Here is a 17,092-nt window from a genome sequence, read left to right as displayed (position 1 = left end):
CTCTCTTTCTCTGCTATTTAAGCGCACGCTCATCCCAAGGAAGGCGTATCACTTTTTGGACATAAATTTAATGTCAGGCCTTCTTGATCGGACCCATAACCATGGTCATGAATCGTCCCGACATACTGATATGCGATTCAACAACCGCAATATCTTTAAGATCTTCGACAGCCTGCTCTAACTGCCGACGGCCAAACTCAGGGTGCGTCACTTCGCGACCGCGGAACATAATAGTGAATTTGACCTTGTTTCCATCGTCAAGAAAACGCCGGGCATTTTTCACTTTGAAATGATAATCATGCTCTTCGGTCTTCGGCCGCATCTTGACTTCTTTGAGCTCGACCTTAACCGACTTTTTCTTTGCTTCGCCCGCCTTTTTACTCTGCTCGTATTTAAACTTGCCGTAATCCATGATTTTGCACACCGGCGGCACAGCCGTCGGAGAGACTTCAACAAGATCAAGACCGCGGGCTTCAGCTGCAGCCATCGCATCAGCCAGACTCAGGATCCCGAGCAGGGTTCCTTCGTCGTCGGTGACACGAACTTCACGAGCGCGAATAGCGCGATTAATATTGACTTCTTGCTTGGCAGCGATGTGGCACCTCCTAGCGGTATTCCCTGCATTCATTTGCAACGAAATTTGCAAAAGCGGCAGGCGTCATCGATTCAAGATTAGCTCCGGAACGATAGCGAGGGGCGACAGTAGCGTCAGCCATCTCTTTATCGCCAACCACGAGCATGTAAGGGATCTTCTCTACTTGAGCTTCACGGATTTTAAATCCGAGTTTTTCATTCCGCAAATCAATCTGCACACGGATACCCGCATCACGCAAGGTCTCAAAAACTTCCTGCGCATAAGCAGATTGATTATCGGTGACATTGACAATGATCGCCTGAACCGGAGAAAGCCAAAGGGGAAAACTGCCGGCGTGGTGTTCAATAAGGACACCGATGAAGCGTTCGATCGCCCCAAGAATAACCCGATGCACCATGACCGGCCGATGTTTTTCGCCATCGCTGCCGATATAATTGAGGTCAAAGCGTTCCGGCAGGGTAAAATCGCACTGGATAGTAGCACATTGCCATTTCCTGTCAAGAGCGTCCTTGAGCTTAATATCGATCTTAGGGCCATAAAAAGCACCGTCACCCGCATTCACTTCAAAGTCACGCCCGGAATCCTTGAGGGCCGAATGCAGGGCATTGGTAGCCAGCTCCCAGGCCTGATCCGTACCGATCGACTTTTCCGGACGGGTCGAGAGTTCCATCTCGTATTCAAAGCCGAAGATCCCCATGACCTCTTGCACAAACTTGAGAACACCCTTGATCTCGGCATCCAGCTGTTCCGGCATGCAGAGGATATGTGCGTCGTCCTGGGTAAAGCCGCGGACCCGCAGCAAACCGTGCAGCACGCCGGACTTCTCATGACGATGCACGGTCCCGAGCTCGAAATAACGCAAGGGCAGATCGCGATAAGAACGCATCTTCGATTTATAAATGAGCATATGAGCGAGACAGTTCATCGGCTTGACGCCGTAACTCTGCTCGTCCACTTCAGTAAAGTACATATTCTCGCGATAATTGTCGAAATGTCCAGAAGTCTTCCACAATTCCGTGCGGAGAATCTGCGGCCCCATGACAATATCGTAACCACGCCGCAGATGCTCGCGCCGTTCAAAATCTTCGATCAGGGTGCGCAGCATCGCCCCTTTGGGGTGCCAGATCACCAGCCCCGCCCCGGCTTCATCGCTAAAAGAGAAGAGATCCAGCTCGCGGCCCAGCTTGCGATGGTCGCGCCGCTTTGCCTCCTCGATACGCTCAAGATAAAGCTTCAACTCTTTCTTGTCAGTAAAAGCCGTGGCGTAAAGACGTTGCAACATGGCGTTCTTGTCATCGCCCCGCCAATAGGCACCGGCCACGCTCAACAGCTTGAAGACCTTGAGCAGGCCGGTCGACGGGAGGTGCGGACCACGACACAGATCGACAAAATCTCCCTGACGATAAAGCGAAACTTTTTCGTTGGGGAGATCACGGATCAACTGAACCTTGTAATCTTCCCCCATGGAAGCGAAGAGAGCAATCGCTTCATCGCGGTCCATCTCTGAACGGACGATCGGCAGATTGGCCGCAGCCAACTCCGCCATCTTCCCCTCGATCAACTCAAACTCTTCTGTCGAAAAGGTATGATTCGGACTATAAAAATCGTAATAGAAGCCGTTGGCGATGGCTGGACCGATCGTCACCTGCACCTCTGCCCCGAACAGGGTCTTGACGGCATGCGCCATGAGATGCGAAGCACTGTGACGATAAATCTCCAGGCCCTCAGGAGATTGCAGGGTGATCAAAACCAGGTGGGCATCATGCGTAATCGGTGTCGTCAAATCGACAAGCTGACCGTCGATCTTCGCGGCCACCGCCTGGCGTGCCAGACCTTCACTGATTGAACGCGCCAGATCGAGAGCATTACTGCCAGCCGCTACTTCTCGTACCGAACCATCCGGTAATGTTACGCGCACCTGCATAATCTCCACCACTCTCCACAAAGTAAAAGAGGCATCCTAAGATGCCTCTGATTCCGGTCAAAGTTGGTAGGCACGGGCGGGATTGAACCGTCGACCCCTACCGTGTCAGGGTAGTGCTCTCCCACTGAGCTACGTGCCTACGTCCGAAATGCTCGGTACTTTTAGCAGAGGGCCTTGATTGTGTCAAGTCCGATTTTTCTTAATCTTCATTTTTTTCAACTTCCACAATCGCCTGATTCAGGCGCTCGGCATTTTTAGGGCTGGCCATCAAGTAGGCCGTCTCTTCGTAGGCTTGAAAATCTTCAGAACTGACAACGCTCAAAAAAGCCGCTGCGGCGCGAAGAGGTATTTTTATATCACGCTTCTCTTTATTAGATCGACCGACAATACAAACCCCTATGACTGACAGATCGGCAGTCAGACTGAATTGTTCATCCGACTTGAGCTTTCGCCAAGCGCGCTTCATTCCGGAAGACCAAGCTATATCATCAAATATAACAACGGCACCTTCGGCAAGATGGGGGGAAATCTGATTAAAATATTTAATAGTCGCCACTTCGTCATGGTGTCCGTCAATGAAAACGAAATCAAAAAACTTCTCTTTTTCGAGGACATTGCCCAAAGTATCGTGAAACCTGCCGACAACTATAGAAAAGTTCTTTAATCCCAACTCGACGAAGTTCTTCTCGGCTAAATCAGCAAACGTGGCAGATCCCTCAAGGGTCTTCAACTCACCACTCCCTGAGAGAACCTGCGCAGCAGCGACATAACTCCCGGAAATTCCCAAACAGGTCCCCAACTCAAGGCATTTCTCCGCCCTGAAGAGCCTGACTAATTTAAAGAGGAGCAACCCCCAAAAAAAAGGTTTACTCCACTGTACGACCTCAGAAACCTGCTTGGTTATTGTCACCCCATTGGCGCTCTCTACTTCGGTCAACGTAATATCAGGAGAACCAGCCCCATAATCAGCGAATAAAACCTGGCGGTCAGACGCTAACATTTTCGACCGCAAGCGCTCAATTCGCCTAACATAATCAACTTCATCAGGAAGAATCTTTCGGGTTAGCACGTCCTCCAGAGCCTGACATAGCTTGTTGAGAGGAGAATCGGAAAATTGTTTCAAATGACGAACTTTTATTAGTGCATTTCTCGTCTGGAAATAACCGAGAAAATTAATTACTATCGATTTCACAATATTCATATTCATACCTTTTTCGAGAATTTCAGAATATGAAAGACTAAAAACCAGAAGCATCTTCATTTACTCGTTTTTTTTCAGAAATCATTTCTATCCGGCTACAAAGGTGATTAAATTGGCTCTGCCAGTCAAATTTTTTCGCATACGCCATCAATTCAGCAGGGTCAAAACACCTCTCGCTTAAAACATGTCCCAGATAGCGAGCAAATTCGTCCCTGTTCTTTGCCAGACAGGTCGGAGGAGCAAGATCCGTAAGCACATCCCATGCCATTGAAACCACAGGGAGTCCACTGGCTAGGTACTGGTACAACTTTAGCGGATTCGTACTATTTACCAATACCGGATTCTTCTCAATATCCAAAAGGATCAAACCCACATCAGCATGCTGCATATATCCCGAAATCAACTCGTATGGACGTGGCCCAAGCAAGTGCAGGTTCGGTCTTTGATGAAGTCGCCGCCGCAACGCCTCATCAGGTCCGACGAAAACAAACTGAACTTCAGGAAATTTCACCGTGAGCAAATCGACCAATTCAAAATCAAAACGTTCCGGCAGGACTGAGCCAACATGCACTGCTATCGGCCCGGAAAATTCTTTATACTCTGATGGCTTATTTGTTGGGGCGGAAAAAAAATCGAACTCGACGCCGTTAGGGAGATAAAGGGTATCTCGTGGATTGAGACGGGTCACATAATCCTCAAGCGGTTTTGACGTGTAAACTGTCAAATCAGCTCGTTGCACCAAAGCCTGCTCACGACGACGAACTTCGTCATTATAATCGAAGAAGCCGGAATCATTGTCCGCGACCCGAAAAACAGAAACATTGCTTTTGATTTTATCCAGCCAGAATGCCTGCTTTGAGGTTCTGAAATATAGGACATCAACCTCAGCGAAACCATTTTTCCGCACCTGACGAATCAGATTAGGGAATGTCAAATTCTGCCAAAAAGAATGGACCCATCTATTTTTAAGAAACGAGACATTATAAGGCATCACTAGACCCCCTGGTACGTACCCCCAGAGATCGCCACCATTTCCCCTGACACCACCGGACAGATAATTCTTCAAGCGGGGTTTCAACTCAAAGCCCTTAACCAGGTGAAACGGTGTCACCGGGTCTGAAATAAAACCGACCTGCCAACCAGCAGCAAGAAACTGCCGTGCTAACAAATGATCGCCAACCTGGATCGGTGACAGCCAATGCTGACAACTGACCATCAGGATCTTTTTTCGTCTCTGCATGTCACGCATCATTTCCGGACGCGGGCCAGGGTTGTCAAGTTGTCACCACGCCCCAATGCCAACCCGAGCATCGCTACAGGAGAAGCTGCAAGCATCGATGCCACCTTAAAGCGACTATTTATTGCTTTTAAAAGTTTGGAGTCAAACTTCCTTGCAAAACTCTCAAAATGATAAAAAGGCGATGCCGTCTGGTAAGTTTTAATGATTTCAAACCCTGATTTTTCAATAAGTTTTTCCAGGGAACGCTGGTTGAAAAAATTGCAATGCCAGGGGAGCACCCATTCCCAATCGACGCCAAAAAGATATCGACCGATACAATCAATATTGGGCACAATCACCATGACTACACCCTCTTCTTTTAATGACCCGTGGATTTTTCGCAGAACTGAGCCAGGATCTTGAATATGTTCAATCACGTGCCGAAGAATGCTGATATCAAAACATTTTTCAAATTCTGTATTCTCAATATATTCATTAACGACATTCAACCCATACTTCTTCCGTGCTAAGTTGCAGCGGTTTAGGGAGGGTTCAAGGCCCGTTACCTGGAAACCGTTTTGCGCCCAGATATTGGATATCCAGCCAGCGCCACAGCCAACATCGAGCAAGGCCCCCCCGGCTTGGCCAGCCGTTTGAATGAGTCGGATTTCCTTTTTGAGATAAAGCTGTTCATGCAGTGTTTTCATGAGTTGGCTACCGTACATCTCGGCATCATCCAGGCTGTCCATCTGTCGGCCTTCAAGTTCCGGGATCAGGACAGGTCGCATAAACATGGCTGTACAGTTTGGACACCTGAGAATATGCGCCTCTTCGGTCTGCGAAGAATTACGGTAAATATAAGCGGCATAATTGACACTGCTATTGCAGGCAGGACAGGCGTAGGGTTCAATTACCGTTACTTTTTTTTCTTCAAGACAAAACACGCGTCACTCCAGGTTATCAATATAATTAACGATAGATAATCTTTTTGTCCCGATGATTCATTTTCTGAAAAATCAAAGAGATTGGCGCCCAGACAAAGCCGGCGCTGATTTTTCCCCACTGGCGATATTTGGCATTGGGCATCAACAAGAAAGGTAAAAAACGCAATGCATTAAGGTAACAGACAAACCAAACCGGTTTAGAGTATCGACGAAACAGCCGGAGAAATGAGAGGCCATTACAAAGGGGCTTTTTCCAGCTGTCAAAATATAGAGGCGGATGCAGGTAGAATAACTCCTCTGCGCGTGTCATCCGTCCATCCATAATGGTAAAACGAATTGACAACTCAATATCCTCATAGGAGGCAAGTTGTTCAAAAAAACCACCGATTCGGGCCAAAGCAGATCGCCTGTAAGCAACACAGCGCGACGCAAACGAGTATCTGTCAAGATAATCGTATTTGATTCTCCATAGACCATAACTCGCTTCTCCTGGAATCTGTACAGCCCCAATCGAAAGATCAGCATCAAACAATTTCACCAGTCTGCTAAGAAAATATTCCTGTGGGATGATCGTATCATCATCTAAATAGAGAATCAGTTCTCCCTTCGAATGCTTTAACCCCTGATTACGCAGGCTGGCAATATTATGAAGTGGGACAGGATTAGTTAGATGTACGAGGTTTAGTTGGGACGCAAAAAGCCTGATCAGTTGACCAGTCTTCTCATCCATCCCATCCTCAACCACGATGACTTCAAAGTCATTTTTATTGAGCCCCTGCCCGGCAAGGCACCTAAGAAGAACCTCAAGATCTGTATCCCGCTGGTATGTAGGAAATATGCAGGAGATAGCTAACTCTGTTTCACTGTTGATGACCGCATCACCTTTAAGCGAAAAAGGAAAGAGTTGATACAAGCTTTTAAGTAATCGAGTTTTCATTACCTAATATTCTCAAATAGAAAGTCGTTCAAATTCTCCACGCTTTACCAAACTGTCCGTGCAATTTACGAATAAAATAATGCGACTATTTTTTATCTATTTCAGAGAAAACATTTTTCCACATTTTCTCTGAGAGTTTTTTTATCTCTTCAGATTTTTCTTTTAGTCTTGAAGAAAGCGCCTGTTTAGTTTCAGGATCGATAATAAAATCTATTTTTTTGTATAATTCATCATCACTGCCAATCACCGAAACAACTCCTTCAGGGAAGCCATATTCCTCAAATAGCTCAAGATATTTGTGGCTCCACCCGGTAGCGAGCGAAGGAACCCCTTGGCTGAGAGCGCTTACCAACCCATGATAACGGCTACCAACAGTGGCCTCACATGCGCCAAGTATCCCCTTAATTTTCAGGGGATCATCTTCTTTGATGACCGGAATACCACCGACAGCGTCAGAAATACTAGTTGCCAGTATCATGTCGTTAGCGCCCTCATGCACCAGGATAAAAGGTTTAGCATCATTCTCTACCAAGTATTTGGCACACTTAATCATAAAAGGTAAATAGGCTTCACTTTCCTCCATAATAGTCATATCAATCATTCGATAATTGGGTACTAAGCAAGTTTTGTTATTCTCGACATCAAAATAATCTGGAAGTATTCCATTGATAAGATTGGTAAAATCAGGAAACTGTTTGATTTTTTCCTGCTCTCCTACCACGTCGACCAGGTAATCGTAAGACACCTTTTCGCGAGGAAACACCAAAGCAGCATTTTCGATAAACTTAGCTACATGTAACCTTATATTATTATTGGTATAAGGGCCAAAAGCCTGCGGCAAGAGAATCAGTTTGGTTCCCTGTTTTTTCCAACGGCTTGAAGAACAAGCTAACTCTTTGCTGCTGTCCACTCCTAACTGATCACTATAGGAAAATCCGGCCGCATCAAGAACAACATCAACTTCTTTATCAAGGACTATGCCGTACATTTCCCGAAGTTTTTTCGGGAGGAAACCCGCTAAAATGCCCCATTGGATGCCAAATAACCACAACCAAGCCTTAGGATACATACCTAGACCGACCAATTTATGGAACGGTTGGGATCCAGATTCAGGTGATGGTGCCATAACAAAAGTAGCGTCTGGATAAGTCTGTTGCATTTTCTGCAGAACTGCATACAGCATTAACTGGGCACCCTTATTAACAAATCCGGCTTTTCGAATTTCAATAATCATCGTTTGCTCATGTTGAGTATGTTACGCGTAAAAGTTTTGCTTTTATCGATGAACCACAAAATAAAATTATAAAACTTTCGTCTCAACAACCACCAACCAGCCGCATTTAAAACAGCCTCCCTTGTGTTTTTATCAAGAGACAGTGCATCCATTAACATTTTTTTGTGATTTTGTACGGGAGCACATGTGATCTGAATATAAGGATAGCGAGGTAATTGCTTCCCCATTTCTTCCCAAGCGCGCATAAACCCAGCCCATTCTTTACGCTTTTTGTCAACACCCTGCCCTGTAATGGCAACGTTCCAGTCACATTCTCTCAATGTCACAAAACCCGAAAGTTTTGCTTCCCTAATAAGTTGTTGACCTTTTTCGTTACGAGAAAAAACGAGTGTTTCGCCGCCAATTTTGTCAGCATCATTGACACCATGAGGATCACCTAAAACTACATCCGCAAAAACATTTAACTTGTCGAAACACAATCGACAGCGGACGGGTGTAAAAAAATCTTTAATCGCTATGCGAAACGATGCTTTTAAAACAACTTTTTCGCCACTTGCTTTTTTCACCACCGGGCTACCAGGATAAGAAGGGAACAACTTATCTCTGAATACAAAATCACTGATTGGTTCGTGGGTTGCGCGATTAGACATAAAGTTGATTGCCGCCGTGGTCATGATCCGATCGCAGATCAAACCTATTTTAAAGAACTGCTTTTTAGCAAGATCAGGATTCATATCTGTCAGATTATGCAACCCATGCATGTGGCAAGGTAAGCCCACAAGCGCCACCGGCCCTTGAATTTTTTTTATATCCTGGATGACCTTAAGAAGGGGGATGGGTGTATATTTCGATTTTTGCGCTCTCATGAGTTCAGAAGTACTCTTAACCAGCAGCACATCACCCCTTGGAAGAGCACCTGTTTGCATAATTGCTACAACAGCCGCTTCAATCTGAATTGTTTCAAATAGGTGGATTAATAATGCCGTAGTGACACCGCCACTTTGGCTGTTAGAAAAAATCGCATCATCAGTACACCGACCGATTTCACAACTAAGAACATTACCAGCAAAAGGATCTTCAGGCATTCGTGTTGTTAAAGTTTTACCAAAATTTATACCGGGGCACACATCGTAACACAACCCACAATGAATGCAGGTCCTTTGGTCAATCTGAGGGAAGAGATAACCGCCTACCGTTTCGCTGTAACGGACTGAACCGTTGGCACAAATTGCAAAACAAGCACCACAACTGTTACACAGATACTGTGCCGCTACAGTAGACACATTTATTCGATAATTGGTCAATATGCCTTCCTTTTTATGTAGGAAAGGGGATACCTAATTGGCGACATCATAGCTTTACTCATCATCCAAAATATTGGACGGGTTTTCTTGTAAAAAAATAATGAAAAATACGATGCTGTGGCGTAGGACAACAGGGTAGCAACTGCTGCACCGTATCCAGAATATTTGGGGATGAGTAAAAAATTCAAACCTATATTTGCAAGTGCTCCTAAACCCTGTGTTATTAAGGAAAAAATTAAAGCGTTTTCAATCAAAATCCACATACTGAATGCCGCTCGCATAAAAATAAATAAAGAAGCAAAAATATGGATGGCAAGTATTGGTGCCGATGCTAAATACTGTTGTCCGAATAAAAATTCCATAAGTGGTTCAGCCATAAAATTTACAACCAGTGCAACAGATAAAGCTAAAATAAAAAGAATATCGAAAATCTTTTGGAGACTTGCGTTAAAAAAAATTTTGTTCTCTTCTTTTAGCTTTATTAAATTTGGAAATAATGAAGCAATAATTGCTGACGGTACAAAATACCATGCCTCCGATAGAGTTGCTGCTACAGAATAAATTCCAACCTCTTCAGCACTTGTCAACCATTTGAGCATTATTTGATCAAGTTTTAAATAAATAGAAGAAAAAATTGCCCCAAGAAAAATAACCCATCCATGGCTCCATAGTTGCTTTGCCATCATTAAACTGACGCGCCAAGTCGTGATAGGTATATTCGCGGTAGAACGAAACAATAGAAGAAGAAAACAGGCAGCTAGAAAACTTTGTAATAAACTGGAAAAAGCAAAAAATAAAAGCTCTGCGCTGATGAGCACTAGTAATACATTGAAGCACGCCGTAAAAAAGAATGAAGCGGACCTGGCTATTGCAGTATATTTAGCCTGGACATGTGCTTGAAACCAAAAATCAATCACATCAAATGGTTTAAAAAAAAGTGCTGATGCCACGACAATCAACACCAAAAATTCTTTATTTTCTCGGTCTTCAAAAACCAACGCATAAATAAGTAATGCAATGAAACCAACTAGAAAACCTAAAAGTTTTAACGCTATGCTTGTTCCAATGATTTCTGGTCTACTGTCAGGTTTTCTGACTAGTTCCCTGACTACCAATCCACCTAAACCCATGTGTCCTGCTGAGGCAAAAAGGGCAGTCAACGAAAGAGCGTAGGCTAAAATCCCATACCGTTCCGGCCCAAGATACCTGGCAATCAGAACTGTCACTAAAAAACCGACGCCAATAGTAAATAACTTCTCTCCCATAATCCACGAGGAGTTCAATATGTAGGTTTTGAAACGATTATAACCATTCAATATTACACGCATGAAGCTGCCTTTTATCGTAACATTTAAACATCTTCTGACATGCTTGAGGAGAGGATTAAGTCAGGGTGAAATAAAAAAACACAGCGGGGGTGACATTGTCTAAAAAGGGGGAATGAGAACGTAAGGGTACTTTACACGTACATGGTCATAAAGACCAGAACCACCCAAACAAAACCGACGACAAAAAGGATCGGATCCTTCAACAACGCGTCGGTCGGATCACCGCTGGCACCTCGTTTCACATTGAGCATGTAACGAAAGAGTCCAAAACAGCAGAGTGGTACGGTGTAGACCAGGCGATGCTTGGAGACGACATACATGGTGTAGGTGACCAGAACCGTGGATGCTGAGATTGCCATGAAGAGTTCAAGGGCTCCAGGTGGATACTCTTTGAGAACCTTGCGTTGGTCACCGCCGCCACCGCCCAATTCTTCGGTCTCACCAAGTCGCTTACCGGCACTTAAAAAGAGTGCCAGCAAAAAGACACTCAAGAAGAGCCAATCGGAAATCACAACATTAAATGCGATTCCTCCAGCGAAGAGCCGGATTACAAAACCGGAAGCAATGCAGAAAATATCGATAATAGGGAGATGTTTGAGGCCAGCGGAGTAACACAAGGAAATTCCGAGATAAATCAATAACAACACACTAAAGAGATCGCCGACAATAAAGGCCGCAGCAAGGGCACTGGCAAGGCAACAAAATGCAAGAATCACGGCAATTGTTGGCGTCACGTGGCCGGCAGCAATGGAGCGATGACACTTCTGAGGGTGGTTGCGGTCAGCCCCGACATCGTAAAGATCGTTGATAATATAGGCGGCGCTCGAGGCTAGACAGAAAGCCAGAGGCGCCTGCCAAAGAACCTGACCCGAAGCGGCAATGGTTGTCAGCTTGCCACCGAGAAAAGGTGGGAAAAAAAGAATCAGGTTTTTAAGCCATTGATGCGGGCGCAACAGCAAAACCAGTGCTTTGATTTTCATAAGCCCTCCAACTGCCGGATAAAGGTCTCTGCAGCACCGCGATAATGGGCATCAGCGGGGGTTTTTTCCAAAGCGGCACGGAAGGAGGTGAGTGCTTCCGTTTTATCCCCCATGGAAAGCTGCATTTTAGCGATACGATAGTTGGTAAAGGCGCCTGGCCGCAGACGCTGTTGCTCTTCCAACCAGGCAAGAGATTCCTGCTGAATAGCCAGTCGCAACTCAGGAGTTTCCGCCCGGCCGATCCGGTGATCGTTGATCCGCAACAGATGCTGGAGCAGATCATAATATTTCTTGGGTTTGGTATTGAGGAGTGGCAGAAGAATCGCGCGAGCGCCTTCCAGATCTCCTCTAGAGAGAAGAGCCCCTGCCAGGTTCATATCGTCGTTGATGAAGTCGGGCGCATTGCTTCCCGTCTGCATATCAGCCAGTATTACTTCTGCTTCAGCTGACCGCCCCTTGCGGATTAAGGCAGACGCCAACTCGGTTTTTATTGAAACTAAATCAGGACTTTTGGCGAAGGTGTCCTGGTAAAGACGCAGATTGTCCTGCCAGATCCAGGCGCGATGCAGCGTTGTAGCAAAAAAAACCAGCAGAAGTAGCGCCAGCGCCAGATCACAACGGCGTCGTAGCGGAGCAGAGACAAGTGTGCGCAGGCGGATGACCAGGAAGGCGAGCAAGGGGGCAAAGAGAGCAATGGAGGTGTAGAGATAGCGCTCGGCTAGCGGCGTCCAGGTCATCTTGCCGAAGACGACCAATAGTGCCGGCGAGAGGACACAGAAAGCCATCAAGCCGAAAGCCCCGGCGACATCAGCGCGCCAGATCAGGTAAAGGAGGAGCACCGCGAGGAGAATACCGGCTAACACGTACCCACCGGAGATCTCGACAATGGCGAAATTCAGCGGCCAGGGGATAAAGAGTTTTTTGAGATAGAATCCGTAGACTTTAAAGGCAATACGACCCTTGTCCAGCAAGTCATAATCGCCGGCGGTGACACCCTTAAGGGCGGTATTGATGCCACTGTCGCGAGCGATAGCCAGGTGGCGCAGGACAAAATAGCCGATTATCCCCAGCGTCGGCATGAGTAGCGTCCACCAGCGGCGGCGCAATTTGTCGAGCCAACCGCCGTGCCCCGGATAGACGGTAATCAGCCAGAGCAGAGCAGGGAGAATAAAGACCGCCACTTCCTTGGCCAGACAAGCGACAAAGAGAGCGCCGCTGCCAGCCAGGGCTGCCAGAGGCCGCCCCGCTGGCAGCGCCAGAAGACTCAGCCACACGGCGAGGAGCAGGAAGACCGCCATCAACGGATCGGTGCGACCACTGATCCAACTGACCGATTCGGTGGCAATGGGGTGTAGCGCGAAGAAGAGAGCGGCCAAAAGGGCTGGCCACAGCCCTTTTGGCCCCCACAGGGGGAGTAACCGTTTGGTGATGGCAAAGACCAGACAGGCGCACGCCAGGTGCAGCAGGATGTTTTCCAGGTGCATGAACGAGGGGATCGTGCCCCACAGGTCCCGATCTAGGGTATAGGTGAGAATGGTCAGCGGCCGGTAGTAATAAGAACCACTACGCACGAAAAGCTGGCGCAAATCGAGGGGGCCGGCCTGATCGATGCTGCTGATCATCTTTAGATCGTCGATCGAATTGTAACCGGCCGACAGACTCGGATAGTAGGCGAGCAGGACCGCCAGGACCAGCAATGACAGACAGTGCCAGGTCTTCAGATTCAGGCGCATGCAGTTCCGCCGCTGGAGCGCACCAGATCGAGGAAGTAGTCCTCAACATCCCGCCGGCGTGGTTCGATCAGGTCGAAAGAACCGCCGGTTTTCAGTAATTCGACAGCAAAGGTATCGTAACGATCCCGCGGCACAAAGACTTCATAAACGCCGTCAGCGCAGATCGTACCCCCCAATACGTGGAGGTTTTCGATAGCGAGTCCCCGCACCCGGCAAAAATAGCCGTCGACCCCTTCGCGCAGCAATTCTCCAACCACCCTTTCTTCCTGAAAGAGGCCGCCGATAATGACGCCAATGCGATCACAGACCCGTTCGGCGTCAGCCGTGACATGGGTACTGAAAAAAACCGTCTTCCCTTGTTTTTTTAGATCGAGAATGATCTCCTTGACCAGGGCCCGGCCGATCGGGTCGAGTCCGCTCATCGGCTCATCGAGAATGTAAAGATCAGGAGAGTGGATCAGGGTTTGAGAGAGGCCGAGACGCTGCACCATCCCTTTACTGTACCCCCGGATCGGTCGTCCCGCAGCCGCTGTCAGGTCGAGCAACTCCAGTACCCGGTCACTTTCCCGCTGGATGACCGCCTTTGGCATGGCAAAGGCTTCGCCGACAAAATGAAGGTATTCACGAGCAGTGAGGAAGTCGTAAAAAGCGGGATTTTCCGGCAGAAATCCGACACGGTGACGCGCTGCAGCTTCACTGGCTGAAACTCCAAAGATGCGGGCTTCGCCAGCGCTGGGACGGATCAATCCCATCAAAATCTTGATGGTCGTACTCTTGCCGGCACCATTCGGCCCAAGAAAACCGAAGACCTCGCCAGGGACAATATTGAGGGAAAGGTCGCGCAGAGCTTCAACCTTCTTCCCCCACTTACCGCGGTAGGTCTTTTGCAATTGTGAAATGGCGATCGGAGTTGTGGACATGCTCATCACTCACTTGTCAGAAGGGGCTGCAGAACTTTCGACGGAAGGCTGGCCGGAGGCAACGAAAGCAAAGTTGCTGGTCGTGCGCACCTGTTTCCTCTCATCCAGATAAAACTCTCCGCCATAAGGGTCAATCGGTTTGGTGGAAAGATAGCCACTTGTCACCAGAGTAACGATATCTGCGGGAGGATGCCCCTTTTCTTCAGCGTAGTGATCCCGGGCCTCTTCGATGGACAAAACGGTTTGAAAAGCCGTTATTCGAACCTGCAGAGTTTCCTTGATCACAGGCGTCCGCGCGCTCTTTTCGAGAGTTACCAGATAGTCGATAGCCATTTGGGTTTCACCTGCTTCCTGCAGATAACGGCCGGCCAGCGACTTGAAAAGCGTTGCATCCGAAAGTTCTCCAGCCCGCATGTACAGACGCGCCGCCGCCGCCCGATCCTTGAGAAAATAGGCTTGATTGAAAGCCGCAAAGAAGGGAAGCTGCCAGTCCCAGGTGCGATACTGCATGCCGTATTCGAGGAGTTCGGTGGCCAGTTTGTACTGTTTGGCGTCCCATACCAGGATTGACTGGCCGAAATAATAGCCATCCATGTTATAGGGGTCAAGGTGCAAAGCAGAATGCACTGCCCGCGACATAGCCGGATAGTCGGCGACGCGCAGCACTTTGCCGGGATCAGCCGCTGGGTCGACCAATGCCCCGTAATATTGGATGATACGGCCAAGGGAAGAGGCCGCGAGAAATTCCTGATAATCTGGAAACAGGACTTGCAGAACTTTAGGGTGAGGACTTATGCCGAGTTTGACCGCTGTGACCTTCTCTTTCATCGCTTGAGTAAAAGGACCAAGGATAGCGAGATAGGCAACCAAAACACAGCTGGCCGTAACGAGATAACGCTTCATGCTCGACCTAGCCGAGTTCCCGGCGGGAATAGACGGCAGCTGCGACAATAAGGACAAAGGCCATATAAATAAGGCCGTAGCCAGCGGTCAGTACGAGAGCATGAAAATCGAGGGGAAGAGCGTAGATGGCATTGATCTTGAGATCGAAGGCGGAAAGATTTGGTAGAATATAATACAACCCCGCAGCAAGCTTTTGGGTCAACGGTGACAGCGACTGGCCGGCAGGGGAAAGGACATAGTCATAAGCCTGTTGGGTGGCGCCACCGACAAGATAGATGGCGATAGTGCCAAAGACCGGAAGGAAGAAGGAGGTACTGACCGAAGAGAATAGGACTGCAAAGGCCACCAATAGGGTACATTTAAGGGCATCAAAACCGAGCGCCGCCACCACCGCCAGCCAGGAGATTGGCCGGTCCGGGGGGTAAGAACCGGCAACGAAGAGAACAACGACCACCAACATCAGTCCCAGCAGGATCATTGAGACGAGGAGAAAGAGGGCGATGCCAACAAAGCGCTCTAACAGGTAGCGCGCCCGACTGCGGGGAAGAGTAAGGACACTGTGCGTATAGCGCCGCTCCACGTCCCGCCACAGGGAAACCCCGCCAAGGAAAATCGACAGAAGCAAGAGAATAAAAGAGACCAGCGACAGCGACAGGGTCAGCGCCAGCTCGGTGACCTGGCGCATCGACAGGGTGCTGATGGCCGGAATCACCAGAAAGGCTACCCCGGCGGCGAGAATCCCCTGCAAAACCCGGTCGCGAAGGATCCCCTTCAAAGTCACAGAAACAATCGTCATGGCTTTGGCTAACCTTAAAAAAAAACGGGATGCCGAAACATCCCGTTTTTTTGAAATTTGATAAGAGAAACTACATCGGTGCAAAACCTTTGGCATCGGTAAAATCAGTGGTGTCAGTAGCCGTCAATGCCCCGCTGTTATAGGCGGCGGTGCCAGGCTCTGCATTAGATTTCCACTGGTAAATTGCCGTGCTGTCGTAGGAAGAGCCATAGGCCTTGGTGCCGCTTTTATGCTGAGTCATCAGGGCATAACCTGCTGTAGACGTACTCCAAGCCACAGCTACGCCAGTAGAACACTTGCCAATCTGTGCGGTAGATGCAGTAGCAGTTTCACGATCACCAGTCATGGTCTTACCTACTCCAGTTGCCTCAAAATCTATGCTAGAGGTGTCTGCAGAGGTAGCCGCAGCGGCAAAGCAACTAGAAGCTGTAAGAACAAGAACTGCCGTCAAAATGAGAATCTTTTTCATAAAAAGCTCCTTTTCTATGCCCTGTTCAAACCAGGGCTACAGTAATTTAATAGAGACCAAGAACGGCGGGGTATTCCTGATTATCAGCCATATAAGCTTCCATGCCGGTCTTCATGTTCTTCAGGTCGCTGGTGGCACCGCTGTTATACGCTTTCTGCCGATACGAAGAGAACTGGGGGATAGCGATAGCTGCGAGGATACCGATGATCGCAACGACGATCAGCAGCTCGATGAGGGTAAAACCTTTTTGGCCCTTTTTGAGCATTTTCATGATGTAACCTCCATTGATGTGATGTATGCCCCGTAAATGGGACGGCGAATGGTAGCATTCTTTCAATTTGTTGCGTGACGACTATACAGATAAGCAGGGCGCATGCCAAGGGTGAAAAGTATTTTTTTTTAAGGAAAGAAAATCCTCAAAACTGCCCGGACTAGGAGAGATAAACAGGAAGATGATAAAAATTTCGATGGCTTGGAAGCGAAGTTTTATGCAGAAAAAAATATTAGAGCCGTTGTTCTCTCACCATTCCAGACCCGAGAACAGGACAGCCGGCCCTTGATTTTGCCCTGACTGCCGATAAACGTCAGCCTTACGCGCCGGCACT

The 17,092-nt window shown here is 47.9% G+C and carries 16 protein-coding genes and 1 tRNA gene; all 17 read right to left on the bottom strand.

The window, feature by feature from the left end; all coding sequences use genetic code 11:
• Positions 1–73 precede the first annotated feature (73 nt).
• Entirely contained in the window at positions 74–628 is a 555-nt protein-coding gene (locus CVU69_00920) for a translation initiation factor IF-3 (protein ID PKN13765.1), read from the bottom strand.
• Entirely contained in the window at positions 606–2,522 is a 1,917-nt protein-coding gene (locus CVU69_00915; protein PKN13858.1) for a threonine--tRNA ligase, read from the bottom strand. The genes CVU69_00920 and CVU69_00915 overlap by 23 nt, the downstream gene beginning before the upstream one ends.
• Positions 2,523–2,583: 61 nt before the next feature.
• Positions 2,584–2,658, bottom strand: a tRNA-Val gene (locus CVU69_00910).
• A 60-nt stretch (positions 2,659–2,718) separates the two neighbouring features.
• On the bottom strand, positions 2,719–3,780 hold the full coding sequence (locus CVU69_00905; GenBank protein PKN13764.1) for a hypothetical protein: 1,062 nt from the start codon (positions 3,778–3,780) through the stop codon (positions 2,719–2,721).
• Positions 3,758–4,972, bottom strand: a complete 1,215-nt coding sequence (locus CVU69_00900) for a hypothetical protein (protein ID PKN13763.1) — start codon at positions 4,970–4,972, stop codon at positions 3,758–3,760. The genes CVU69_00905 and CVU69_00900 overlap by 23 nt, the downstream gene beginning before the upstream one ends.
• Complete coding sequence (locus CVU69_00895; GenBank protein PKN13762.1) at positions 4,969–5,883, bottom strand: class I SAM-dependent methyltransferase; 915 nt, start codon at positions 5,881–5,883, stop codon at positions 4,969–4,971. Before CVU69_00895 ends, CVU69_00900 begins: the two co-directional genes overlap by 4 nt.
• Positions 5,884–5,908: 25 nt before the next feature.
• Positions 5,909–6,820: a hypothetical protein gene (locus tag CVU69_00890; protein ID PKN13761.1), complete on the bottom strand. Its 912-nt coding sequence runs from the start codon at positions 6,818–6,820 to the stop codon at positions 5,909–5,911.
• An 85-nt stretch (positions 6,821–6,905) separates the two neighbouring features.
• Positions 6,906–8,054 (bottom strand): hypothetical protein, encoded by a 1,149-nt coding sequence (locus CVU69_00885; protein PKN13760.1) that lies wholly within the window; start codon positions 8,052–8,054, stop codon positions 6,906–6,908.
• Positions 8,051–9,139 carry a hypothetical protein gene (locus CVU69_00880; protein ID PKN13759.1) on the bottom strand — a complete coding sequence of 363 codons (1,089 nt, stop codon included), beginning with the start codon at positions 9,137–9,139 and terminating at the stop codon, positions 8,051–8,053. The genes CVU69_00885 and CVU69_00880 overlap by 4 nt, the downstream gene beginning before the upstream one ends.
• 215 nt (positions 9,140–9,354) lie before the next feature.
• Positions 9,355–10,686: a flippase gene (locus CVU69_00875; GenBank protein ID PKN13758.1), complete on the bottom strand. Its 1,332-nt coding sequence runs from the start codon at positions 10,684–10,686 to the stop codon at positions 9,355–9,357.
• 131 nt (positions 10,687–10,817) lie between these two features.
• The gene (locus CVU69_00870; GenBank protein PKN13757.1) at positions 10,818–11,666 is read right to left on the bottom strand and encodes a decaprenyl-phosphate phosphoribosyltransferase; all 849 of its coding nucleotides are present in this window, start codon (positions 11,664–11,666) and stop codon (positions 10,818–10,820) included.
• Positions 11,663–13,399, bottom strand: coding sequence for a hypothetical protein (locus CVU69_00865; protein ID PKN13756.1), 1,737 nt, complete (start codon positions 13,397–13,399; stop codon positions 11,663–11,665). The genes CVU69_00870 and CVU69_00865 overlap by 4 nt, the downstream gene beginning before the upstream one ends.
• Positions 13,390–14,319 carry an ABC transporter ATP-binding protein gene (locus CVU69_00860; protein ID PKN13755.1) on the bottom strand — a complete coding sequence of 310 codons (930 nt, stop codon included), beginning with the start codon at positions 14,317–14,319 and terminating at the stop codon, positions 13,390–13,392. The genes CVU69_00865 and CVU69_00860 overlap by 10 nt, the downstream gene beginning before the upstream one ends.
• 9 nt (positions 14,320–14,328) lie before the next feature.
• Positions 14,329–15,222, bottom strand: a complete 894-nt coding sequence (locus tag CVU69_00855) for a hypothetical protein (protein PKN13754.1) — start codon at positions 15,220–15,222, stop codon at positions 14,329–14,331.
• Positions 15,223–15,229: 7 nt separating this feature from the next.
• Positions 15,230–16,018, bottom strand: coding sequence for a hypothetical protein (locus CVU69_00850; GenBank protein PKN13753.1), 789 nt, complete (start codon positions 16,016–16,018; stop codon positions 15,230–15,232).
• A 70-nt stretch (positions 16,019–16,088) separates the two neighbouring features.
• The gene (locus CVU69_00845) at positions 16,089–16,487 is read right to left on the bottom strand and encodes a hypothetical protein (protein PKN13752.1); all 399 of its coding nucleotides are present in this window, start codon (positions 16,485–16,487) and stop codon (positions 16,089–16,091) included.
• A gap of 46 nt (positions 16,488–16,533) precedes the next feature.
• Positions 16,534–16,752: a pilus assembly protein gene (locus CVU69_00840; protein PKN13857.1), complete on the bottom strand. Its 219-nt coding sequence runs from the start codon at positions 16,750–16,752 to the stop codon at positions 16,534–16,536.
• Between the last annotated feature and the right edge of the window lie 340 nt (positions 16,753–17,092).

Source organism: Deltaproteobacteria bacterium HGW-Deltaproteobacteria-4 (assembly GCA_002841765.1).
Taxonomy (GTDB): Bacteria; Desulfobacterota; Desulfuromonadia; order Desulfuromonadales; family UBA2197; genus UBA2197.
This window is presented reverse-complemented; position numbering and strand designations above follow the sequence as displayed.